Origin of the sequence: Streptomyces sp. NPDC048389 (assembly GCF_040706335.1) — a bacterium.
GTDB lineage: Bacteria > Actinomycetota > Actinomycetes > Streptomycetales > Streptomycetaceae > Streptomyces.
This window is the reverse complement of sequence record NZ_JBEZKP010000018.1, coordinates 21,102-44,431: the sequence shown is the minus strand read 5'-3', so window position 1 is coordinate 44,431 and position 23,330 is coordinate 21,102. Positions and strand designations below refer to the sequence as shown.

Annotated in this window: 16 protein-coding genes and 1 pseudogene; 13 read left to right on the top strand and 4 right to left on the bottom strand. The window is 72.3% G+C overall.

The annotated features are described in order from the left end of the window. Positions 1 to 82: 82 nt before the first annotated feature. From AB0903_RS15470 to ligD, 4 genes and pseudogenes are all read left to right on the top strand, one after another. A complete protein-coding gene (locus tag AB0903_RS15470; protein ID WP_366702904.1) occupies positions 83 to 307 on the top strand; it encodes a DUF6458 family protein in 225 nt (74 codons plus the stop codon). A 108-nt stretch (positions 308 to 415) separates the two neighbouring features. Then, a complete protein-coding gene (locus tag AB0903_RS15465) occupies positions 416 to 1,741 on the top strand; it encodes an NAD(P)/FAD-dependent oxidoreductase (protein WP_366702902.1) in 1,326 nt (441 codons plus the stop codon). Position 1,742: 1 nt separating this feature from the next. After that, entirely contained in the window at positions 1,743 to 3,590 is a 1,848-nt protein-coding gene (locus AB0903_RS15460; RefSeq protein WP_366702900.1) for a transketolase, read from the top strand. Then, positions 3,587 to 4,494 (top strand): annotated as a pseudogene (gene ligD, locus AB0903_RS15455) (non-homologous end-joining DNA ligase). Before AB0903_RS15460 ends, ligD begins: the two are co-directional and overlap by 4 nt. 21 nt (positions 4,495 to 4,515) lie before the next feature. On the opposite strand, the gene AB0903_RS15450 reads toward ligD, so the two are convergent. Continuing rightward, positions 4,516 to 4,686 carry a hydrophobic protein gene (locus AB0903_RS15450; protein WP_366702898.1) on the bottom strand — a complete coding sequence of 57 codons (171 nt, stop codon included), beginning with the start codon at positions 4,684 to 4,686 and terminating at the stop codon, positions 4,516 to 4,518. A gap of 76 nt (positions 4,687 to 4,762) precedes the next feature. On the opposite strand from AB0903_RS15450, the gene AB0903_RS15445 reads away from it, so the two are divergent. The 3 genes from AB0903_RS15445 (at position 4,763) to AB0903_RS15435 (ending at position 9,849) form a co-directional block, all read left to right on the top strand. Beyond that, positions 4,763 to 5,275 carry a DUF6328 family protein gene (locus AB0903_RS15445; protein WP_366702896.1) on the top strand — a complete coding sequence of 171 codons (513 nt, stop codon included), beginning with the start codon at positions 4,763 to 4,765 and terminating at the stop codon, positions 5,273 to 5,275. 116 nt (positions 5,276 to 5,391) lie between these two features. After that, the gene (locus AB0903_RS15440) at positions 5,392 to 6,024 is read left to right on the top strand and encodes an LAETG motif-containing sortase-dependent surface protein (RefSeq protein WP_366702894.1); all 633 of its coding nucleotides are present in this window, start codon (positions 5,392 to 5,394) and stop codon (positions 6,022 to 6,024) included. Positions 6,025 to 6,495: 471 nt separating this feature from the next. Further along, positions 6,496 to 9,849 (top strand): phosphodiester glycosidase family protein, encoded by a 3,354-nt coding sequence (locus AB0903_RS15435; protein WP_366703033.1) that lies wholly within the window; start codon positions 6,496 to 6,498, stop codon positions 9,847 to 9,849. 394 nt (positions 9,850 to 10,243) lie between these two features. On the opposite strand, the gene AB0903_RS15430 is transcribed toward AB0903_RS15435, so the two are convergent. After that, positions 10,244 to 10,501 carry a DUF2188 domain-containing protein gene (locus AB0903_RS15430; protein ID WP_366702892.1) on the bottom strand — a complete coding sequence of 86 codons (258 nt, stop codon included), beginning with the start codon at positions 10,499 to 10,501 and terminating at the stop codon, positions 10,244 to 10,246. Positions 10,502 to 10,890: 389 nt separating this feature from the next. Here AB0903_RS15430 and AB0903_RS15425 point away from each other — a divergent pair, with 389 nt between their 5' ends. Together AB0903_RS15425 and AB0903_RS15420 are read left to right on the top strand one after the other, a co-directional pair. Further along, positions 10,891 to 11,361: an excalibur calcium-binding protein gene (locus AB0903_RS15425; protein ID WP_366702890.1), complete on the top strand. Its 471-nt coding sequence runs from the start codon at positions 10,891 to 10,893 to the stop codon at positions 11,359 to 11,361. A gap of 468 nt (positions 11,362 to 11,829) precedes the next feature. Continuing rightward, on the top strand, positions 11,830 to 13,905 hold the full coding sequence (locus AB0903_RS15420; RefSeq protein WP_366703031.1) for a SpoIIE family protein phosphatase: 2,076 nt from the start codon (positions 11,830 to 11,832) through the stop codon (positions 13,903 to 13,905). A gap of 267 nt (positions 13,906 to 14,172) precedes the next feature. On the opposite strand, the gene AB0903_RS15415 is transcribed toward AB0903_RS15420, so the two are convergent. Beyond that, positions 14,173 to 15,258: an enoyl-CoA hydratase/isomerase family protein gene (locus AB0903_RS15415; protein ID WP_366702888.1), complete on the bottom strand. Its 1,086-nt coding sequence runs from the start codon at positions 15,256 to 15,258 to the stop codon at positions 14,173 to 14,175. A gap of 156 nt (positions 15,259 to 15,414) precedes the next feature. On the opposite strand from AB0903_RS15415, the gene AB0903_RS15410 reads away from it, so the two are divergent. The 4 genes from AB0903_RS15410 to AB0903_RS15395 all read left to right on the top strand — a co-directional run bounded on the left by AB0903_RS15410 (position 15,415) and on the right by AB0903_RS15395 (position 22,681). Beyond that, positions 15,415 to 16,581 carry a serine hydrolase domain-containing protein gene (locus AB0903_RS15410; RefSeq protein ID WP_366702886.1) on the top strand — a complete coding sequence of 389 codons (1,167 nt, stop codon included), beginning with the start codon at positions 15,415 to 15,417 and terminating at the stop codon, positions 16,579 to 16,581. A gap of 92 nt (positions 16,582 to 16,673) precedes the next feature. Beyond that, complete coding sequence (locus AB0903_RS15405; protein WP_366702884.1) at positions 16,674 to 17,852, top strand: acyl-CoA dehydrogenase family protein; 1,179 nt, start codon at positions 16,674 to 16,676, stop codon at positions 17,850 to 17,852. A 431-nt stretch (positions 17,853 to 18,283) separates the two neighbouring features. Beyond that, entirely contained in the window at positions 18,284 to 20,668 is a 2,385-nt protein-coding gene (locus tag AB0903_RS15400) for a phosphoketolase family protein (protein ID WP_366702882.1), read from the top strand. Between the two features lie 330 nt (positions 20,669 to 20,998). After that, entirely contained in the window at positions 20,999 to 22,681 is a 1,683-nt protein-coding gene (locus AB0903_RS15395; protein ID WP_366703029.1) for a GAF domain-containing sensor histidine kinase, read from the top strand. On the opposite strand, the gene AB0903_RS15390 is transcribed toward AB0903_RS15395, so the two are convergent. Continuing rightward, positions 22,682 to 23,194 (bottom strand): pyridoxamine 5'-phosphate oxidase family protein, encoded by a 513-nt coding sequence (locus tag AB0903_RS15390; RefSeq protein WP_366702880.1) that lies wholly within the window; start codon positions 23,192 to 23,194, stop codon positions 22,682 to 22,684. Positions 23,195 to 23,330: the final 136 nt, after the last annotated feature.

Below are 23,330 nucleotides of genomic sequence, written 5' to 3'. Positions count from 1 at the left end.
CCGGCGGGCCGCGATGCATGGGCCCTACCTCGGTCGGGTACCCGCAACCGGACCATCCGACCTACGGAGACAGGTGAGACACATGGGTCTTGGTGGATGCATCATCCTGATAGCCGCCGGCGCGATCCTCACGTTCGCCACCGACTGGGAGTTGGAGGGCGCCAACCTCGACGTCATCGGACTGATCCTCATGGCCGTCGGCATCATCGGCGTCGCCACCTTCACCAGCATCGCCCGGCGCAGGCGCGTGGTCGTGCCACCCGCCACGCCGGTGGTCGAGGATCCCCACCGCCGCGCCTACGAGTGACGCGGCAGGCGCCCGACCCGTGGTTTGACGACCGGGGCCACGGGCACCCGGGACCCGCGCCCGACGTGCGCATTCCGTATCCATCCCCGTTCGCGGACGGAGCCCATCGTGAGCCGTTCCCGAGTCGTGGTCGTCGGAGCCGGGTTCGCCGGCTTCCAGGCGGCCCGCACGCTCAGCCGGAACCTGCGGGACAAGGCAGAGGTGGTCCTGCTCAACCCGACCGACTACTTCCTCTACCTTCCGCTGCTTCCGCAGGTGGCGGCCGGAGTCCTTGAACCCCGACGCGTCACGGTCTCCCTGCCCGGCGCACTGCCGCGGGTCCGCCTGGTGCTCGGCCAGGCCACCGAGGTCGACCTGGACGGCCGGCAGGTCCACTACGAAGGACCCGAGGGCGCCACCGGCCGGCTGGCGTACGACCGGCTCGTCCTGGCCGTCGGCAGTGTGAACAAGCTGCTGCCCGTGCCCGGCATCGCCGAACACGCACACGGCTTCCGCGGCCTGCCGGAGGCGCTGTACCTGAGGGACCACCTCACCCGCCAGATGGAGCTCTCCGCCTCGGCGGACAGCGCCGAGGAACGCGCCGCCCGGCGGACCTTCGTCGTCGTCGGAGCCGGCTACACCGGAACCGAAGTCGCCGCCCAGGGAGCGCTGTTCACCCGGGCGCTGGCCGACCGGCAGCGCGTCGGACACGTCGGCGTCCGGCCACGCTGGATCCTGGTGGACATCGCGGACCGGGTGCTGCCCGAACTGGACCGCAGGCTCTCGGACACCGCGGACCGGGTGCTGCGCGAACGGGGCGTCGAGGTCCGTACCAACACCTCCGTCAAGGAGGCCACGGCGACCGGGGCCCTGCTCGACGACGGTGACGACATCGCCACCCGCACCCTCGTCTGGTGCGTGGGCGTACGCCCCGATCCCCTGGTCTCCGACGTGGGGCTGCCCGTCGAGCGCGGCCGGCTGGTCGTCGACTCCAGGCTCACCGTGCCCGGCCGCCCCGAAGTCTTCGCCTGTGGCGACGCCGCCGCGGTCCCCGACGTCACCCGCCCCGGCGAGTACACACCGATGACGGCGCAGCACGCCTCCCGGCAGGGCAGGACGGCCGGCCACAACGTCGCCGCGTCGCTCGGTCGCGGCACCACCCGCACCTACGCGCACCACGACCTCGGCTTCGCCGTCGACCTCGGCGGCGTCAAGGCGGCCGCCAACCCCCTCGGCGTGGCGCTGTCAGGACCTCTCGCGGGCGCCGTCACCCGCGGCTACCACCTCGCGGCGATGCCCGGGAACCGGGTGCGTGTCGCCGCCGACTGGGTGCTGGACGCCGTACTGCCGCGGCAGGCGGTCCAGCTGGGACTCGTGCGTTCCGGCTCGGTCCCGTTGGACACGGCCTCGCCCGAACTGGCTCGTGTCCCGGCCACCCCCTCCAAGGAGAGCTGAGATGCAGGACGAACAACTCGCCGAGCTGGCGCAGCAGTTGCGCGTGGACGCGGTGCGTGCCGCCGACGCGGCAGGCTCCGGCCACCCCACCTCCTCCATGTCCGCGGCCGAACTCGGCGCCGTACTCCTGGCCCGCCATCTGCGCTACGACTTCGACCGCCCGGAGCACGCGGGCAACGACCGCCTCGTGCTCTCCAAGGGGCACGCCTCGCCGCTGCTGTATGCCATGTACCTGGCGGCGGGGGCCATCGACGACGAGGAACTGCTCACCTTCCGCAAGAAGGGCAGCCGCCTCGAAGGGCACCCCACCCCGAGGCTGCCCTGGGTCGACGTCGCCACCGGATCACTGGGTCAGGGACTGCCCGTCGGCGTCGGCATGGCGCTCGCCGGCAAGCGGCTGGACGAGATCCCCTACCGCGTGTGGGTGCTGTCCGGTGACAGCGAGATGGCGGAGGGCTCCGTGTGGGAGGCCGTCGAGCACGCCTCGTACGAGCAACTGGACAATCTCACCCTGCTCCTCGACGTGAACCGGCTCGGCCAGCGCGGACCCACCCGCTTCGGCTGGGACCTCGACGCCTACGGGCGCCGGCTGCGGGCCCACGGCTGGCACACCGTCGAGATCGACGGACACGACGTCAGGGCCGTCGACGACGCCCTCTCCGAAGCCGCCGCCACCGTCGGCCGCCCCACCGCGGTGATCGCCCGCACCGAGAAGGGCCGCGGGGTGAGCGCCGTGCAGGACCAGGAAGGCAAGCACGGCAAACCGCTGCCCGACGCCGAGGAGGCGATCGCCGAACTCGGCGGGCCGCGCACCGCCCGCATCGAGGTCCAGGCACCGCCCGCGGCCCGCGTGATGCACGCCCGCCGCAGCGGCGGACTGGCCCTGCCCGCGTACGAGAAGGGCGACGATGTCGCCACCCGCACCGCGTACGGCGAAGCGCTCACGGCACTCGGCGCCGCCCGCACGGACGTCGTGGCGCTCGACGCGGAGGTGGGCGACTCGACCCGGGCCGAGTACTTCGCCAAGGAGCACCCCGACCGGTACTTCCAGTGCTACATCGCCGAACAGCAGCTGGTCGCCGCGGCCGTGGGGATGTACGCCCGGGGCTACGTCCCCTTCGCGTCCACCTTCGCCGCGTTCCTGACCCGCGCCCACGACTTCGTACGGATGGCGGCCGTCAGCCGCGCCTCAGTCAACCTCGTCGGCTCCCACGCGGGCGTCGCCATCGGCCAGGACGGGCCGTCCCAGATGGGCCTCGAAGACCTTGCGATGTTCCGCTCCGTGCCCGGCAGCACCGTTCTCTACCCGTGCGACGGCAACCAGACGGCCCGGCTCGTCGCCGCCATGGCCGACCTGCCGAACATCAGCTATCTGCGCACCAGCCGCTCCGACATGCCGGTCCTCTACGGCCCCGACGAGGACTTCCCGGTCGGCGGCTGCAAGGTGCTGCGCTCCTCCCACCGCGACCGTGTCTGCGTCGTCGCCGCGGGCGTCACCGTCCACGAGTCGCTGGCCGCCGCCGCGCTGCTGGATCGCGAAGGCATCCCGGTGCGGGTCGTCGACCTGTACTCGGTCAAGCCGGTCGACGGCGGCACCCTGCAGGCGGCGGCCGACGACACCGGCTGCCTGCTGACCGTGGAGGACCACCGCACCGAGGGCGGCCTCGGCGACGCGGTCGCCGAAGCGTTCTCCGACGGCCGTCCCATGCCCCGGCTGGTGCGGCTCGGGGTCGGCAACATCCCCGCCTCCGCCACGCCCGAGGAGCAGCTGCACACCTCGGGTATCGACGCCGAGTCCATCGCGGCGGCCGTGCGTCTGCTCGTCGCGGAAGCCATGGTGCGCCCGTGAAGGAGGAGCGGACGCACCGGGTACGCGCGGGCGGGCGCATCGTCCGTATCCGGCGGCCCGACAAGGTGCTGTTCCCGGACGACGGGATCACCAAGGCCGGCCTCGCCGAGTACTACCGGGCGATCGCGCCCCACATGCTGCCCCATCTGCGCGACAGGCCGTTGATGCTGGAACGGCACCCCGACGGCATCGACGGGCCCCGCTTCATGCAGAAGAACACCCCGGACGGCTACCCGGACTGGGTACGCAGAGTGGAGGTCGCAAAGGCGGACGGCACCGTGTGCGACAACACGGCCACCCTGATGCACCTCGCCGACCAGGCACGCATCACCCTCCACCGCTGGCAGTCACGCGCCCGCAGACCGCAGTACCCCGCCCGGCTGGTGTTCGACCTGGACCCTCGGGCGACTCGGCGGACGGTTTCGACGCCGTACGCCGGGCCGCGCGGCAACTCGGAGAACTCCTCGACGATCTGCGCCTCGCGTCCGTGCTGATGACCACCGGCTCGCGGGGACTCCATGTGATCGTTCCGCTGACCGGGGACACGGACTTCGACGCGACGCGTGCCTTCGCCCAGGAGGTCGCGGACACCCTCGCGGAGCGCGACCCGGACCGGCTGACCACGGCCGCGCGCAAACAGGCCCGTGGCGACCGTCTCTATCTGGACGTGCAGCGCAACGGGTACGCGCAGACAGCCGTGGTGCCCTATTCGGTGCGCGCCAGGCCCGGCGCCCCGGTCGCCACGCCCCTCAGCTGGGACCAGCTGGCGGATCCTGGCCTCGGCCCGCGGCGCAGGACCGTTGCCGACGCGCTGGAGCAGGCCCGTACCGCACCGTGGGGCGACGCGCTCGGCGGCCGGCGGGCACTGGGCCCGGCCGGCCGCCGACTCGCCGCCCTGCGATAGGAGCGGCCCTCCGATCGCCGTCTACCACCTGTACCAGCGGGAGCGCCCGCCACCTGCCGACGTCCCGCGCAGGACGAATCCCAGCAGCCAGATCACCAGAACGGCGAGGGCGATCCACCAGAGGACCTCCACCGCGAATCCGGCACCGAAAAGAATGACGGCGAGAAGAAGAACGAGCAGGATAGGAACCATTGTCAGCACCTCCATAACAGCGGGTGCCCACATTTTCCCGCCGCACACTGTCCGACGCGAAGGGAGCCTGAGCGTGATGGACCGGAACAGGGAAAACGATGACGGAAAGGGAAACGGCGGTCCCGGGCGCGACGAGACGGAGGAGGAAAGGGCCGACAGGAAGTGGGTCGATCTTGTTCAGGAACTGAGGGTCGCGCAGACCGGTGTGCAGATCCTCTTCGGATTCCTCTTGACCGTCGCGTTTCAGCCGCGCTTCGAGCAGTTGTCTCAGACGGACCAGACCATCTACTCCGTGACCGTCATGCTGGGCGCGGCCACCACCGGGGTGCTCGTCGGGCCGGTCGCGTTCCACCGGATGCTCACCGGGCGGCGGCTGAAGACGGAGACGGTGGCCTGGGCCTCCCGCCTGACCATGGTGGGGCTGGTGCTGCTGCTGTGCACCATGGCGTGCGCGCTGCTGCTGATTCTCCGTGTCGTCCTCGACGACACCATCGCGCTGTGGCTGGTCGCCGCCATGGTGGTGTGGTTCGTGGTGTGCTGGTTCGTACTGCCCGCATGGACCCGCGCCACCCGCCGCGGCATTGACTGACGGCTTTTCAGCCCTCCACTGCGCAAAGGAGGCAGCCCGGTTGGGAGACCGTGCTGCCCCGGCGGTACTGTGCGCGCACCGCCGGACCGAAGAACGCGGTAAGTGTGGAGGAAGCAGTGACTGAGAACGGAAAAACGTGGCGGCGTGCAGGAGCACTCGTAGCCGTCGCGTCGGCCGGCGCACTCGGCGTCGGCCTGTTCGCCGCACCGGTGTTCGCGCACACACCGGTATGGTCGGTGACCTGCGACCAGGTCAGCGTGGACCTGACCGCGTACAGCCCCATCGCGCACAACACCGTGACCATCACGGTGGACGGCGAGGACCTGCTGCCGGTGACGACCTTCAAGAAGGAGTTCCACGACAAGCTGGAACTGCCCGCGCATGACAAGGAAGTCACCGTCCGCCTGATCGTCAAGGCCGGCGACGGGGACCGGTTCTCCCGCGACGAGACCAAGACCGCGCCCGTCTGCGAGGACGACACGCCGAGCCCGTCGCCGTCGACGACGCCCCCCTCGACGCCTCCCGCGCCGACGCCGAGCGTGTCCTCGGACGCCCCCGGCGGCACGCCGAGCACCACCGCCCCCGCGACGCCGTCGGCCGAGCCGAGCACCACTGCGCCCGGCGGCGGTCTCGCGGAGACCGGTGGCTCCAGCACCACCCCGCTGATCGCCGGGGCGGCAGCCGCCGTGATCCTGGCCGGCGGCGGCATCATGTGGGCCGCGCGCTGCCGCCGCGGCGCCCAGCACTGATGTTCACGCCGATGTGACGCGCAGCGCGGGCGGGCCGTCCTCGGCCCGGCCGCCCTGCCGCCGCCCGGCCGTCGTGCGAGACGGCCGCCTGCACCACGAGCCGCCCACTCGACCCGTCGAGGGGGCGGCTTCGCGTGTGACGGGACGCGTCCTTGCGCCGAACGGCGAGGCACCGCCCCCGTCGGCGTGGTGACGTCGCATCACCCGGCCCCGCCACGCGAAGATGCCAGGCACCACCTGTTCCTCCGTCCGTCGTTCCGATTCTCTGGCGCGATCCCCCCGGCCCGGCGATGCTGTCCGCCGACAGCGCTTACCACGTGCTCAACCAGCCATCCTCCAGGAGATGTTGTGGGCCTTGGCAGAGCAAGACGCACCGTCGTGCTGGTCGCGACGCTGACCGCACTCTCGGTCGGGGCCACCGTCCCCGCCGCCGCCGATCCCGTACCACCGCCGCCCCGGGAGTCGGCCGAGATGCTGCGGCCCGTCGCGCCGCCCCCCGCGAGCACCCCGGACGGCAGCCCCACCGCCGTCGCCGACCCGGACGGCATCGAGACCGCCCGCAGCTCCCGGCCCGTGGCGCCCGGTGTCGAACTCACCTCGTACGACCGTCTCGAAGCCGACAAGTGGCTGCGCGTCGACACCCTCTCCGTCGACCTCGGCGGCGGCATACAGGCTGACTACCTGTCGACCGGCAAGGTCACCGACCGGCACAGCGTCTCCGAACTCGCCGCCCGGCACGACCCCGGCCGGGGCCGTCGCACCGTCGCCGCCGTCAACGCGGACTTCTTCGACATCAACCAGACCGGCGCACCGCAGGGCCCCGGCATCAAGGGCGGCCGCTTCACCCACTCGCCCGCCCCCGGCGCCCACCGGGCCGTCGGCATCGGCCCCGGGGGTGCGGGACGGATCCTGCAGCTGTACTTCGACGGCGTCCTCACCGTGCCCGGTGGCGAGCACCGGCTCGGCGCCTACAACGCCGCGAACGTGCCCGCCGGCGGTATCGGCGCGTACACCTCCGCCTGGGGCGAGGCCGACCGGGCCCTCACCGTCGACGCCGCGACGCCCGTGGCGGAGGCCGCCGTCCGCGACGGCAAGGTCGTCGCGGTCACGGACCGCCCCGGCAGCGGGGGCGTCGCCGCCGGCACCACCGTGCTCGTCGGGAGGGAGGCGGGGGCTGCCGTCCTCTCGGCGCTGAAGCCCGGCGACCCGGTGAAGATCGCCTACCGGCCGCGCACCGACGGCGGCCCCCTGCCGCGCACCGCCGTCGGCGGCCGCGAACTCCTCGTCGTCGACGGCGCAGCGCAGAACCACGACGGCACCGGCAACAACACCACCGCGCCGCGGACCGCCGTCGGATTCTCCGAGGACGGCCGCACCATGCACATCATCACCGTCGACGGCCGACAGGCCGACAGCGGCGGCGTCACCCTCACCGAGCTCGGCCTGATGATGTGGAAGGCCGGTGCGCACAACGCGCTCAACCTCGACGGCGGCGGCTCCTCCACCCTCGTCGCCCGCGACGTCGGCAGCGACGCGTTCCGAGTGGAGAACAGCCCCTCCGACGGGAGCGAGCGCGAGGTTCCCAACGGACTCGCACTCACCGCCCCCGACGGCAGCGGACAGCTGCGCGGCTACCGGGTCGAAACCGCCGTCCCGGCCCTGGCCGCGCCCACCGCGGATCCGGTCGTGGGCGGGCACCCGGAGCGGGTCTTCCCCGGACTCACCCGCAGGCTCACCGCCGCCGGCCACGACGAGACCTACGGGCCCGCCGCGGGCCGGCCGCACTGGCGGACCCTGCGGCCCTCCGTCGGCCGGGTCGACGACGACGGCGTCTTCAGGGCGCGGCACAGCGGTACCACCGACGTCCGCGCCGAACGGGGCGCCGCACACGGCAGTATCCGCCTCACCGTGCTGGACGATCTCGCCCGCATCGAGCCGACCGTCCGCCGCGTCTCCCTCGCGGACCCCGGCGCCACCGGCACCTTCGGCGTCCTCGGTCTGGACGCCCAGGGCAACAGCGCGCCCATCGAACCCGGCGACGTACGTCTTGACTACGACCACGGCCTGTTCGACGTCCGAGACGACGGCCGCGGCGCGTTCACCGTCGCCGCACGCGGCGGCGCCGGCACCACCGGACTGATCACCGCCACGGCCGGCGGCGCGCGCACCGTGCTCGCCGTCAGCGTCGGCCTCGCACGACATGCCGTCACCGGCTTCGACGACGCCGGTTCCTGGACCTTCAGCCAGGCCAGGGCGAGCGGATCCGTCGCGGCCGTACCCGACGGACTGGACGGCACCGGCCTCGAACTCGCCTACGACTTCACGAAGTCCACCGCGACCAGGGCCGCCTACGCCAACCCGCCGCAGCGGATCGCGGTCGCCGGCCGGCCGCGGTCCTTCACCCTCTGGATCAAGGGCGACGGCAACGGCGCCTGGCCCACCCTCCACCTCAAGGACGCCACCGGGTCCGACCAGTTGCTGCGCGGTCCCTTTGTCACCTGGACCGGCTGGCAGCAGGTGCGGTTCCCCGTCCCCCAGGGCGCGGCGATGCCCTTGTCCGTCCACCGCTTCTATCTCGCGGAGACCGCCGCGGCCCGGCAGTACACCGGACGGATCGTCGTCGACCGCCTCGAAGCGCAGGTGCCGCCCCCGGTCGGCCTGCCCGAACCCCCGCGTTCCGCCGACCCGCTCATCGACCCGGCGGGCGTCACCGAGCGGCGCGACTGGCGGTTCGCCGTGATGTCCGACGCACAGTTCGTCGCCCGCGACCCCGACAGCCCGATCGTCGCCCAGGCCCGCCGGACGCTCCGCGAGATCAGGTCTGCCCGCCCCGACTTCCTGGTCGTCAACGGCGACCTCGTCGACGAGGGTTCACCCGCCGACCTGGCGTTCGCCCGCCGGGTGCTCACCGAGGAACTGGGGGACGAGGTGCCCTGGTACTACGTGCCCGGCAACCACGAGGTGATGGGTGGCAGGATCGACGACTTCACCGACGAGTTCGGCCCGGCGCAGCGGACGTTCGACCACCGGGGCACCCGCTTCATCACCCTGGACACCTCCAGCCTGACCCTGCGCGGAGGCGGGCTCGCCCAGATCAGGACACTCCGCGCCCAGCTCGACGCGGCCGCGGCAGACCGGGGCATCGGCTCCGTGATGGTCGTCCAGCACGTCCCGCCGCGCGACCCGACCGTCCAGCAGGCAAGCCGGCTCGGCGACCGCAAGGAAGCCGCGCTGATCGAGGACTGGCTGGCGGAGTTCCGCCGGACGACCGGCAAGGGCGCGGGGCTGATCGGCAGCCACGTCGGCGTCTTCCACGCCGCGCACGTCGACGGCGTGCCGTACCTCGTCAACGGCAACTCCGGCAAAGCCCCGGCAGGGCCTGCGGACGAAGGCGGCTTCAGCGGCTGGTCACTCGTCGGCGTCGACGAGGTGTCCCGCGCCGAACAGGCGGCCGCCCGCCGGGCCCCGTGGGAGGCCCGGCCCGACTGGGTCTCCGTCCAGACCCGGGCCCACGTCGACGCGCTGGAACTCGAGACGCCCGTCGTCATGCGCCCGGGCGACACCGGCGACGCGAAGGCGACGGTCGTCCAGGGCGCACGCCGGGTCCCGGTCGCGTTCCCCGTCAGTGCCGACTGGTCGGGCTCCCCGAACCTCCACATCGGAGCCCCGGACGATGCCCGAGCCCACCACGTGGCCTCCTTCGACCCGGCAACGGGCCACCTCACGGCCCTGCGCACCGGCACGTTCACTCTGGCGGTGACGGTCAGCGGCACGACACGGGAGGTGCGTACCAACGTGGTGACACTCCGCGACCGGGCGGCGTGACGGGGGCGCTGCGCCGTGCGCCGCGCCCCGGCCGGGACCGGGCGCGCCGGCGTCCTTGGGCGGCGCGGGAGGGGCCTGCTTCGAGAGCGGCATGTTCCGGCACGGGGGCGTCGCGCGCCGACCCGGTCCGGGCGTCGGCGTCCGGGGCCGGCGCGGCCCCGCCGGAAGCCCGGCCCGGTGTTCCCGCCGGCGCGGCCCCACCCGGAGGACGCCGAGACCCGCGCCCTCCCGCCGCGCGGGAGCACACGGCGACCCGCTCGGCAGCTCACGGCGGACCGTTCCGCCGTGGTTCCGCATCCGCGCGGACACCGGCGTCCCGTGTTTGCCCGGCGCCACGTGCTTGCCCGGCGTCGCGGGTCCCCGCTCAGGAGGGTCTTCCCCCGTGCACCAAGTCCTAGCCCGGGATGTCGCGAGGGTCGTCGCCGTAGGTGAACTCGGTGCGAATGCGCCCGTCCCGGCCATGGACGACGACCTGGGCCGGCTTGTGCTCCTTGGCCTGTCGGCGGGCCGAGTCAATGGCCTTCTTCTGCGTCGAGTGAGGCTCCGCGACCTTCCGGGTGCCCTCGGTGTGCTGGATCTGCCACCCCTCCTCGCTGCTGCCGGCTGCCGGAGTGATGTGGTAGACGGTCCGCTTCGGCTGCTTCGCTGCCATCGGTCCTCCCAGGATCGTCAGGACTGCCTTCCAGGATCACCCGGCAACGCCCGCCCCGCCCGTCCGGCCGGAGCATCGCGCATCGCCGCTGCGAGTCGGCCACCGGGTCGCCCGCACCGGTCCGGCAACCGCCCTCGGATGCCCCGCAGGAGCGCCTTCGGAGCCGTCGTGCGCACGCGTCGAGCACCGGGCCGGACGGCTCCCGGCATGCTGAAGGGAGTTCGGCAACCGGCGCCCGCCCATGCGGGTGGACAGGTCACCGCAGAACAGCGCCTCCCGATACGGCCGCTGGGGCGGCATGACACTCGTTCGGCCTACCTTCCGGCGCCCGCCGGAGGCTGTCCTCCTATGGTCGAACCGACCGTCTCGGGGATCATGAGGAGGTCCAAGTGAAACGCCGTACTGCTGTGGCCTGCATAGCTCTGGCTTTCGCCGTCACCGCCCCGCTCTCCGGCGTGGCCCATGCTCAACGGGATCTCGACTGCCGCGACTTCCGCTTCCAGGAAGACGCTCAGGCAGTGTTCGAACAGGACCGCAGTGACCCGCACCGGCTGGATGAAGATCCGGGACCGGACGACGGCATCGCGTGCGAGGTCCTGCCGAGGCGGGGCATCATCTCCGCCACCCGCGCGCCCGCGCGCCCGACCGTGATCCCGAGCCGCGCGCCCGCGAGCCCGACGGCAAGCCCGAGCCGCGCGCCCGCGAGCCCGACCGTGATGCCCACCCGCGGAGCCAAGGGCGGAGTGGGCGGCACGGCATCCGAATCGAGCAACCTGGAAATCGGCATCGGACTCACTCTGGCTGTCGGCGCGACCGCGGGGGTCGCCTACATGGTGGTCCGGCGCCGTCGCCGAACCTGAGCAGGCCCCTGCCGCCCGTCGTCGCGTCCTCCCGGCGGGCAACGAATCCGACCGCCCGGTCCGCGTGCACCTGACGGCCCGGCCTGCGCCCGTTCCGGAGCGGCCGGGCCGTGAGGTGTACGCGGACCGGGCCGTGAGGTGTACGGGGCCGTGCTCCGCCGTGGCTGACCGCGTGCCGCGCAGCCGCGTTCCGCGCGGAGGGCGGGGCGACGGGCCCGTAGGCGCCGGGGCCGCGGGACCCCGGGGCCCGGGTGGAGCCCCGGTTCGGGTTAGGGGCAGGGGGCGGTTCCCCGCCCGCCACCGGGCTCGCCGTGCGGGATACCGGCCCAGCGGGCAGCCTGTGGGTCAGGGGTTCCCTGAGGAGGTGGTCCCGTGTCCGATCGCCCCGCCTCCCGGCCGGCGCCGCCAACCGGCGCCCACGCCGGCAGCCCGGGCTCCCACCCCCTCCTCTCGCTCGCTCTCGCCGGGATGATGGACGACGTCCGGGCCCACTCCGGTGCGGTCTATCTGCTCTCGGAGGCCGAACCGGTCCTCGAGATGGCGGTCATGGCGGGACTGCCCCGTGCCTTCGCCGCCCCCTGGGAACGGGTCGCCCTCACCTCCCCCGTCCCCGTCGCCGACGCGGCCCGCGGGCGGCGGCTCGTATGGGTGCCGGGCGAGGAGGACATGGCCAGGAGGTACCCCCGTATCGCCGTCGTCCTGCCGTACCCGTTCGCGCTCGCCGCACTGCCCGTCGCCACCGCCGACACCGTGTACGGCGCCGTCTTCGTCACCTGGCCCGGATCGCATCCGGCCGATCTGTCGCCGTCCGAGCGCACTCTTCTCACGACCGCATGCGACCGTCTCGCGCTACGTCTTCAGCGGGCGGCGGAGAGGGGCCGCAGGGTCGTACCGGAGGTCGACTTCCTGGGCACGGCGCCGATGGCGGGCACCAGCAGCGCCGTCGAGGCCGTGCAGATGGTGGCCCGCATCCCCGACGGCATGTGCGCACTCGACGTCAACGGCCGCGTCACGTTCGCCAACGCCGCCATGGCGGAGCTCGTCGGAAGCACGGCGGAGGAGCTGCACGGCAGACCTCTGTGGGCCACGCTGCCCTGGCTGAACGACCCGGTCTACGAGGACTACTACCGCGCGGCCCTGTTCAGTCAGCACGGCACGTCGTTCGAGGCGCTGCGTCCGCCACAGGACTGGCTCGTGTTCCGTTTCCATCCGAGCAGGAGCGGGATCAGCGTCCAGGTCACCCCGGCGGGAGCCGCGGCGGGGCAGCGACCGTCCGGTGACAGGGCCGGGCACCGTCCGACGCGTCTGGTGACCATCTCCCACCTGCTGAATCTGGCGAGCGCGCTGACGGAGGCCGTCGGCGTCCGGGACGTGGTCGAACTCGTCGCCGACGAGATCATGCCGGCCGTCGGGAGCTCCGCCCTGGTGATGCTGGCACCGGACGGGGGACGGCTGCGCGTGCTGGGTCAGCGCGGCTACGACGATCCCGGCGTCGTCGACCGCTTCGACGGCATGCTGCTGACCGCCGCCACGCCGGGCGCCCACGCGCTGGCGACCGGTGTGCCGTCGTTCTTCGAGACGCGCGAGGAACTCGAGCACCTGTATCCCGCCCGGGAGGCCACGCCGGAGTCCATGGCCGCTTGGGCGTATCTGCCGCTGATCGCCTCCGGGCGTCCTGTGGGGACCTGTGTCCTCGCGTACGCGCAGCCGCACGCCTTCACCTCCGACGAGCGTGCCGTGCTCACCAGCCTGGGCGGTCTGATCGCGCAGGCCCTGGAGCGGGCCCGTCTCTACGACACCAAGCACCGCCTCGCGCACGGTCTGCAGTCCGCGCTGCTGCCGCACTCGCTGCCGGCGCTGCGGGGACTGGAGGTGGCCGCCCGCTATGTGCCCGGTACCCAGGGCATGGACATCGGCGGCGACTTCTACGACCTGATGCGGGGGAGCGGGGAAGGCGACCTCTTGCCCGGGTCGGTGCACCCGGAGGCCGCCGCGGTGATCGGTGACGTACAGGGCCACAACGTCGCCGCCGCCGGTCTGATGGGGCAGGTGCGCACCGCGGTGCGCGCGTACACCGCCGTCGGACAGCCGCCCGGCCGGGTCATGGCGAGCACGAACCGGCTGCTCGTCGACCTGGACGTGGATCTGCTCGCGAGCTGCGTGTATCTGCACCTGGACCTGGCGCACGGCCGGGTACTGCTGGCCCGTGCCGGTCATCCGCAGCCGCTGCTGCGGGACCCGGACGGCCGGGTCCACGTCCTCGACCTCGCCGGCGGTCCGCTGCTGGGCATCGATCGCTCGGCGACCTACCCCACGACCGCGGTGCCGCTGCCGGCCGGATCCGTTCTGGTCCTCTACACGGACGGGCTGATCGAGACACCGGGCGTCGACCTCGACGACGGGCTCGCCGAGTTGGCGGGGCGGCTCGAACGGGGAGTCGGCCAGCCGCTGGAGACGCTGGTGGACAGCCTGATCGGCGACCGTACGACGGCACCGAGCCGTGGCGACGACATGGCTGTGCTGCTGCTGCGTCCGCAGCGTTGACCTGCGCTCGCGCGGGCGGCGCACCCGTCGTCTGCGCGGGCCGTGCACCCGTCGTCTGTGCGGGCGGCGCATCCGGTCATCCTTGCGGGCCGTGCACCCGTCGTCTGTGCGGGCGGCGCACCCGTCATCCTTGCGGGACGTGGCACCCGTCACCCGTGTGGGCCGTGCATCCGTCATCCTTGCGGGCCGTGCACGCGTCACCCGCGCGGTGTCACACGTCGGCTCATCCGGCCGTGGTGACGCACGTCGGCCCACCCGCGCCTGGTGTCACCCGGTCAGTCCGAGCCCCGCTTCGCCCCTGGGAAGCGGAGCGAAGTGGGCCTCGACGGCCGAGTCGGTGACCGCGTCCAGCCGCGCCGGTGACCACCGCGGCCTGCGGTCCTTGTCGACGACCTGCGCACGGATGCCTTCGACCAGGTCCGGCGAGGCCAGCGCGGCGCAGGAGACGCGGAACTCCTGCTCGAGGACCGACTCCAAAGAGTCCAGCGTCCGTGCCCTGCGGATCGCGGCGAGCGTCACCTTCACGGACGTGGGGGACCTGGTCAGGATCGTCTCCGCCGCCTCCTTGGCCGCGGGCTCGCCGCAGGACGACAGGCGTTCGACGATCTCCTCCGCGGAGCCGGCGGCGTAGCAGTGGTCGATCCACTGGCGGTGGGCGGCCAGCTCCGCTCCGCCGGGCGCGGGTGCCTCGTGGCGCCGCACGGCTTCGGCCGGGGCCACGGAGGCGAGTGCCGCCGAGAGACCGGCGAGCCGCTCCGAGGGCACGAAGTGGTCGGCGAGGCCGAGCAGCAGCGCGTCGCCCGCACCCACCGCCTCGCCGGTGAGCGCCAGGTGGGTCCCCAGTTCGCCCGGTGCCCGCGCCAGCAGATGCGTGCCGCCGACGTCCGGCACGAAGCCGATTCCGGTCTCCGGCATGGCGACCCGGGAGCGTTCGGTGACGATCCGCACGCCGCCGTGGGCGGACACGCCGACGCCGCCGCCCATCACGATGCCGTCCATGAGGGCGACGTACGGCTTCGGGCAGCGGGCGATGCGGGCGTTGAGCCGGTACTCGTCGCGCCAGAAGGCCACCGACGCCCGCCCTCCGGCGCGCGCGTCGTCGTGGATGGCGCGGATGTCGCCTCCGGCGCACAGCCCCCGCCCGCCGGCCCCGGCGACGACCACGACGTCGATGGCGTCGTCGCGCTCCCAGGCGTCGAGCGCCGCGTCGACGGCGCGCACCATCGGGTGGGTGAGCGCGTTGATGGCGCGGGGGCGGTTGAGCGTGATGTATCCGGCGCGGCCGTCGGTGCTCAGCAGTACGGCGTCGTCATTCGGCGGTACGGAGACGCCCGGGGAGCCGTCGAGGGCCATCGCTTCGTCCTTCCGGGGTGAGGATCCTGCGGACTTCCGTGGTGAGGATCTTGCGGTTCCATCCTCGCTCACCGGTGAGCGAGGACAGCACGCCCCCTTCCCTCTCAGTCCGACCAGTCGGTATGTTCCGCGCAGGACGAGGCGACGGAGGCCCCTATGACCGAGCGAGCCATCGAGATCGAAGGCCACTGCGACGAGCGCTTCTCGGCAGTGCGCGCCGCTTTCGGGGAGAACTTCCGCGAGCGGGGAGAACTCGGCGCCGCCGTGACCGTGCTCGTGGACGGCGAGAAGGTCGTGGACCTGTGGGGCGGCTGGGCGGACTCGGCCCGGACCCGGCCGTGGCGGAGCGACACGACGGTGAACGTCTGGTCCACGACGAAGGGTCCGACCGCGCTCTGCGCCCATGTGCTCGCCGACCGCGGACTGCTCGACCTGGACGCGCCGGTCGCCGACTACTGGCCCGAGTTCGCCGCGGAGGGCAAGAAGGCCGTCCTGGTGCGCCATCTGCTCTCCCACCGGGCCGGGCTGGCGGGACTGCGCGAGCCCCACTCCCTCGACGAGCTCTACGACTGGGAGCTGACCTGCGCGCGGCTGGCCGCCACCGAGCCGTGGTGGGACCCCGGTACCCGCTCCGGATATCACGCGATCACCTACGGCCACCTCGTCGGCGAGGTCGTGCGCCGGGTGAGCGGGCAGCTGCCGGGTGAGTTCCTGCGACAGGAGATCACCGGACCGCTCGGGATCGACTTCACGATCGGCCTGCCGGAGAGCGAGGCCGCGCGAGTGGCCGAACTGGTGCACCCGTCGCCCCCGCGTAGCAGTGAACAGGCCGCTGCCTTCGCGCAGTTGGCGCCCGTCGCGCTCGCTGCGCTGGTCAACCCGGTCACCGGCGCGGACGCCGCCAACTCGGCCGCGTGGCGCGCTGCCCAGATTCCCGCGGCGAACGGCCACGGCACCGCCCGCGCGGTCGCCTCGCTGTACGGGGTCCTCGCAGGTCGGGGCCGGCTCGGCGGGCACCGGGTGCTGACGGAGCGGGCGGCGGAGCGCGTACGCGAAGGGCAGGGCGCCTGCCGCGACCTGGTCCTCGGGGCCGGGTTCGCCCACGACACGGAGGTCGGCCTCGGTCTGTGGCTCAGCGGTGCCAACGGCTCGTACGGGCCCAACCCCAGGGCGGTCGGCCACGACGGCTTCGGCGGCTCGTGCGGGCTCGCCGACCCCGAGAGCGGCATCGCCCTCGGGTACGTGATGAACCGCATGGGCCCGCACATCGCCGACGACCCGCGCAAGATGGCCCTCGTCGAGGCCGTGTACGCCGCGCGGTAGCGAACCCGCACGGCTCTTCCGGATTACTGCAACACGTTCTACTGTGTGCGCCGCCGCGCAAGGGAACGGACCGCGAGACGCCTGGAGGGGCCGTGCACCTTCGATACACGCCGCAGCAGGAGCAGTTGCGCACCGAACTGCGCACCTACTTCGCGAAGCTCGTCCCCGACAACGCCTACGCGCGCTTCGCCGAGCCGGCCGCCCGTAAACGCTTCTACCGAGAGACGATCCGCCGGCTCGGCTCGGACGGCTGGCTCGGGGTCGGCTGGCCCGAGCAGTACGGCGGCCGCGGGCTCAGCCCGATGGAGCAGTTCATCTTCTTCGACGAAGCAGCCCAGGCGGGCGTGCCCCTGCCACTGATGGCGCTCAACACGGTCGGCCCCACGATCATGCAGTTCGGCACCGACGAGCAGAAGGCGTACTTCCTGCCGAAGATCCTCTCCGGCGAGATCGACTTCGCCATCGGCTACAGCGAACCGGGTGCCGGCACCGACCTCGCCGCCCTTCGCACCAGGGCCGTGCGGGACGGTGACACGTACGTCGTCGACGGGCAGAAGATCTGGACGACCAACGGCGACACCGCCGACTGGGTCTGGCTCGCGGTCCGCACCGACCCGGACGCCCCGCCCCACAAGGGCATCACCATGCTCCTCGTACCGACGTCCGACCCCGGTTACTCGTGCACCCTCATCAACACGCTCGCCTCGCACGACACCACCGCCGGCTACTACGAGAACGTCCGTGTCCCCGCAACCCGCCGGGTCGGCGAGGAGAACAAGGGCTGGCGGCTGATCACCAACCAGCTCAACCACGAGCGGGTCACCCTCGCCGCCCACGGCACCATGGCGATACGCGCCCTGCGCGACGTCCAGCACTGGGCCGCGCGGACCGAACTCGCCGACGGCCGCCGGGTGATCGACCTCGGCTGGGTCCGCGGCCGGCTCGCCCGCACCCACAGCAGGCTTGACGCCATGAAACTGCTCAACTGGCAGATGGTGAACGCCGTCCAGGACGGCACCCTCACCCCGCAGGACGCCTCCGCGGTCAAGGTCTACGGCTCAGAGGCGCGGCGGGACGCCTACGCCTGGCTGATGGAGATCGTCGGCGCGGCGGGCCCGCTGAAGGAGGGCTCGGCCGGGGCCGTCCTCGGCGGCGAACTCGAACGCGGCTACCGCTCCGCCGTGATCTTCACCTTCGGTGGCGGCAACAACGAGATCCAGCGCGAGATCATCTCCTGGATCGGACTGGGGATGCCGCGGGTGCGGCGCTGACGCATCGCGGCTGCGTTTCGTGCCGGGTCTGCGGGATCGGCCTGTGGACCGGCAGGGACCGGCAGGGATCGGCCTGTGGACCGGCAGGGACTCAAGGGCCCGGAGGAGGGCCGGACGGTCCCTCCTCGGGCGCTGTCCGGCTGTGTCACCGTGCGCGGAGAGTGCTTCTCGGCAACCATGACGGCGACGGGTCCGGAAGGACGCCCGGGCTCAGGAGCGGACGCATGGGAGTGGGGCTGTGGGCCCCTCGGCCCGTGCACGACGGCGACCCGTGCGGATCACGTCCATGGGAGCGAGTCCGTACTCCGCAGCGGGGCGTGGCACGTCCTCCGTCACAAGGAGGGCCGGCCGCTGCGCCGTGGCCGGAACAGGTCGCCCCCGGCCCATGGGCGACACATCGGAGAGACCCCGACTCACCGACGGAGGAACACATGCGCAAGGCCAGGCGTCAGGACCGCCCCGAGCTGTCCGACGAGGAGCTCACCGCGCTGGACGCCCACTGGAGGGCCGCCAACTACCTGTCGGTCGGGCAGATCTATCTGATGACCAATCCGCTCCTCAAGCGGCCGTTGGAACCGGCTCACATCAAGCCGAGGCTCCTGGGGCACTGGGGCACGTCCCCCGGGCTGAACCTCGTCCACACCCACCTGAACCGGGTCGTCCGGCGGAGGGGCCTCTCCGCGCTCTGCGTCTGGGGGCCGGGGCACGGCGGTCCCGCCGTGCTGGCGAACTCCTGGCTGGAGGGCAGTTACAGCGAGACCTACCCGGACGTGAGCCGGGACGAAGCCGGTATGGAGCGGCTGTTCCGGCAGTTCTCCTTCCCCGGAGGGGTCCCCAGCCACGTCGCGCCCGAGACCCCCGGGTCCATCCACGAGGGCGGTGAACTGGGCTACGCCCTGGCACACGCCTACGGCGCCGCGCTGGACAACCCGGAACTGCTGGTCACCTGCGTCATCGGTGACGGTGAAGCCGAGACCGGGCCGCTCGCCGCCTCGTGGCACTCCAACAAGTTCCTCGACCCCGTCCACGACGGGGCCGTACTGCCGGTGCTGCACCTCAACGGCTACAAGATCGCCAACCCTGCGGTGCTCGCCCGGCTCCCGGAAGCCGAGCTCGACGAGCTGCTGCGCGGATACGGGCACGAACCGCTGCACGTCACCGGCGACGACCCCGCCGCGGTGCACCGCTCCATGGCGGCCGCGATGGACACCGCCCTCGACGGCATTGCCCGGATCCAGCGTGAGGCGCGGACCGGCGGAACGACCGTACGCCCGCGCTGGCCCCTGATCGTGCTGCGGACGCCCAAGGGATGGACCGGACCGGCCGAGGTCGACGGCCTGCCGGTCGAAGGCACCTGGCGCGCGCACCAGGTCCCCCTCGCCGGGGTGCGTGACAACCCGGCCCACCTCGCCCAGTTGGAGGAATGGCTGCGTTCGTACCGGCCCGAGGAGCTTTTCGACGAGCACGGCCGACCCCGGTCCGAGGTCCTGGCCTGCGTACCTGAAGGCCGCCGCAGGCTCGGCGCGACTCCGCACGCCAATGGCGGCCTGCTCCTGCGGGAGCTTCCCGTCGCACCGCTCGAACGGTTCGCCGTACCCGTCGACAAGCCCGGCGTGACCCTGCACGAGCCGACCCGGGTTCTCGGCGATCTGCTCGAAAGCGTCATGGCGGCCACCGCCGACCGTCGCGACTTCCGGCTCGTCGGACCGGACGAGACGGCGTCGAACCGACTCCAGGCGGTCTACGACGCCAGCGGCAAGGCATGGCAGGCCCGGACGCTCACGACCGACGAGCATCTGGACCGGCACGGCCGTGTGATGGAAATTCTCTCCGAACACACCTGCCAGGGCTGGCTGGAGGGCTACCTTCTCACCGGCCGGCACGGGCTGTTCTCCTGCTACGAGGCATTCGTCCACATCGTCGACTCGATGGTGAACCAGCACATCAAGTGGCTCAAGACGTCCCGGTCGTTGCCCTGGCGCGCCCCCGTGGCCTCCCTCAACTACCTGCTGACCAGTCACGTCTGGCGCCAGGATCACAACGGCTTCTCCCACCAGGACCCCGGCTTCGTCGACCACGTCCTGAACAAGAGCACCGAAGTCGTACGGGTCTACCTGCCGCCCGACGCCAATACCCTGCTGTCCGTCGCCGACCACGCGCTGCGCAGCCGCGACCACGTCAACGTGATCGTCGCCGGCAAGCAGCCCTGCTTCGACTGGCTTTCGCTCGACGAGGCCCGCCTCCACTGCGCGCGCGGCGCCGGTGCCTGGGAATGGGCGGGCACCGAGAGGCCCGGCCAGGAGCCCGACGTGGTGCTGGCCTGCGCGGGCGACGTCCCGACACAGGAGGTACTCGCGGCGGCCGATCTGCTCCGCCGCCACCTTCCCGACCTCGCCGTACGCGTCGTCAACGTCGTCGACCTGGCCCGCCTCATGCCGCACGAGGAGCATCTCCACGGCATGACCGACTCGGAGCACGACGCTCTGTTCACGACCGACAAGCCGGTGATCTTCGCCTACCACGGTTATCCGTGGCTGATCCACCGGCTCGCCTACCGCCGTACCGGCCACGCCCACCTGCACGTACGTGGCTACAAGGAGATGGGCACCACCACCACACCCTTCGACATGGTCGTACGAAACGACCTTGATCGCTACCGCCTCGTGATGGACGTCATCGACCGAACCCCGGGACTCGGCGTGCGCGCGGTGGGCGTACGGCAGGCCATGGCGGACGCCCGCACACGCCACCATGCCTGGATCCGCGAACACGGCACCGACATGCCGGAGATCGCCGACTGGGCCTGGAGCGGGTGAACCAGGCCGCCAGGTCGTCTCGGCGGTGTCCTCCACGGGCGCGCCCGGCGCCCCGGCAGGATGCGCGAGGGGCTGTGGAGCGTGCCGTGCCCGGACAGGTCGGCGACGGCGTCGCCGACGCCTGCCTGGGCGAGCGGAGGGCGCGGTACCGCTCGCCACGAGGGACGACATGAGGACGGCATGCGGGGGACGACGCCGGGCAGGATCGCGCCCCTGTGCGATGTCAGGCCGACGGACCACTGTCCGGGGCCGATACGCTGGCCGCGCAGACCGGGTGACGGCCAAGGAGGTCCCGTGGGCTTGGAGAAGCCGTTGTCGCGGATGCCCCAGATGCGGCTCGACGAGTTGCTCGAGGAGCTGCAGGCGCGCATCAACGCGGCTCGGGGCACCCGGGACCGCGTGCACAGCCTGCTCGAAGCGGTGGTCTCGGTGGGTCGCGAGCTGGACCTCTCGCAGGTGCTGAGACGCATCGTGGAGGCCGCCGCGCTCCTGGTCGACGCCCAGTACGGAGCCCTGGGCGTGATCGGCCCTGACGGTCGGACGCTGTCGCAGTTCCTCACGGTCGGCCTGGCGGAGGACGAGATCGCCGAGATCGGGCACCTGCCGGAGGGGCACGGCATCCTGGGTGAGCTCATCCGCCACCCTGAGCCGCTGCGCCTCACCGACATCGGCACGCATGAGGCGTCGTACGGCTTCCCCGCGCATCACCCGCCGATGCGTACGTTCCTCGGAGTTCCCATCCGGGTGCGGGACGAGGTCTTCGGCAACCTCTATCTCACCGACAAACGCGATGGTCAGGAGTTCGACGCAGAGGACGAGGGGGTCATCTCCACCCTGTCCGTGGCCGCCGGTGTCGCCATCGACAACGCCCGGTTGTACGAGGCGTCGCGGCGCCAGCAGCGCTGGCTCCAGGTCAACGCCGAGATCACCAACAGCCTGCTCTCCGGCAGTGCGCGGCTGGACGTCCTGGAGCTGATCGCCCGGCGTGCACAGGAGATCACCCGCGCACAGGTGGCGGATGTGTCCGTGCCCGTCCCCGGCACCGACGACCTGGTGGTGGAGCTCGCCCTCGGGGCCGACGACGACACGCGCCGTGGCCTGGTGGTACCGGTCGAAGGCACCCTGTCCGGCGCCGCCCACCGGACGGGCAGCCTGGTGACCACGCCGGGACTGGCCGATGACCATCGCTACACGGCGGGGCCGCGGCGTTTCGAGGGCCTGGGGCCGGCGGTCGCGGTCCCGACGGGCACCGAGACCGAGGGCACGCGCGGTGTCCTGCTGCTGGCGCGTCCCACGGGAGAACCGGCATTCACCGAGGAGGAACTCGAACCGCTCCGGGCGTTCGCCGGTCAGGCGACGCTCGCCCTGGAGCTGGCCGAGCGTCGCAAGGACGCCGAACACCTCGCGCTCCTGGAGGACCGCGACCGCATCGCACGAGACCTGCACGACTTGGCCATCCAGCGTCTCTTCGCGACCGGCATGACCCTGCAGAGCGCCGCACGGCTCATCGAGCACGCAGGCGCCGCGGAACGCGTCTCACGTGCCGTGGGCGACCTCGACGAAACCATCAAGATCATCCGATCCACGATCTTCGGGCTGCGGGCACGGGAGGAGGACCCGGGTCAGAGCCTCAGAGCCCGTGCGGCGCGCGCCGTCGGCGAGGCCGGAGCGACGCTCGGCTTCCCGCCCCGTCTGAGCATGGAGGGCTTGCTGGACACCGATGTCCCGCCGCACATCGCCGACCACGTCATGGCAGTCCTCGTCGAGGCGCTGAGCAACGCGGCCCGCCACGCGCACGCGACGCGGGTGGAGGTGTCTCTGCGGGCGACAGCGGACGAGGCCGTGCTGACCGTCACGGACAACGGCAGGGGCATCCCGGCCGGCGGAAGGCGCAGCGGACTGAACCATCTTGCGGAGCGGGCCCGGAGCCTGGGCGGCACGTTCGACATCGAGAACCCGCCGGAAGGGGGCAGCCGACTCGTCTGGCGGGCCCCTCTTGCCCCGGCACGGTGATCAGGATCCGTCGCCGAAGTCTTCCGCCACCTCCGCGCCGGCTGCCGGCTCCGCCGTGAGCCGCAAGCCCGTGACGAGGTCCGGTCGGATACGAAGCGCGGCGTTCATCGCGGCGCGCTGCACCCATGGGCGGAGCGTTGCGGCATAGCGGGCGAGATCGCGGTCGTCGGTGACCCGGTGGGCGTAGCCGGTGACGACGACGCTCCAGCCGAGATGCGTGTCGGGGTCGATGACGTCCGCCTCGTAAGCCACCACGACACCTGCGGTGTCCGTCGGGGCCACGATCGAGGTGAGCGCCGCACCGTCGTGCAACCGCACGATGATGTCCCGTCCGTCCATGAGGTGATTGACGGGCCGGACGGCCGGCAGGGCGTCGTGGGTGAAGACGACGCGTCCGAGCGAGACGGTGCCCAGGAGCCGCAGCGCCTCGGTGCGGTCGAGTCGTGTCATGCGCCGGGGGGCCACCCCTTCGCGGGGGCCGTCCACCGTGCCGTACGCGGCCTCGTCAGTCATCGTGCCCACCTCATGCCGCCGGGCCCTGATCCACGGGGCGCCAGGTCCTTACCAGCCAGAGTCCTTCGGGTACCGCTGCCGGGACAGGGCCGGACGGACCCTTTCCGAAGGCTTCTCGTCCCCCGAGCACCGCTTG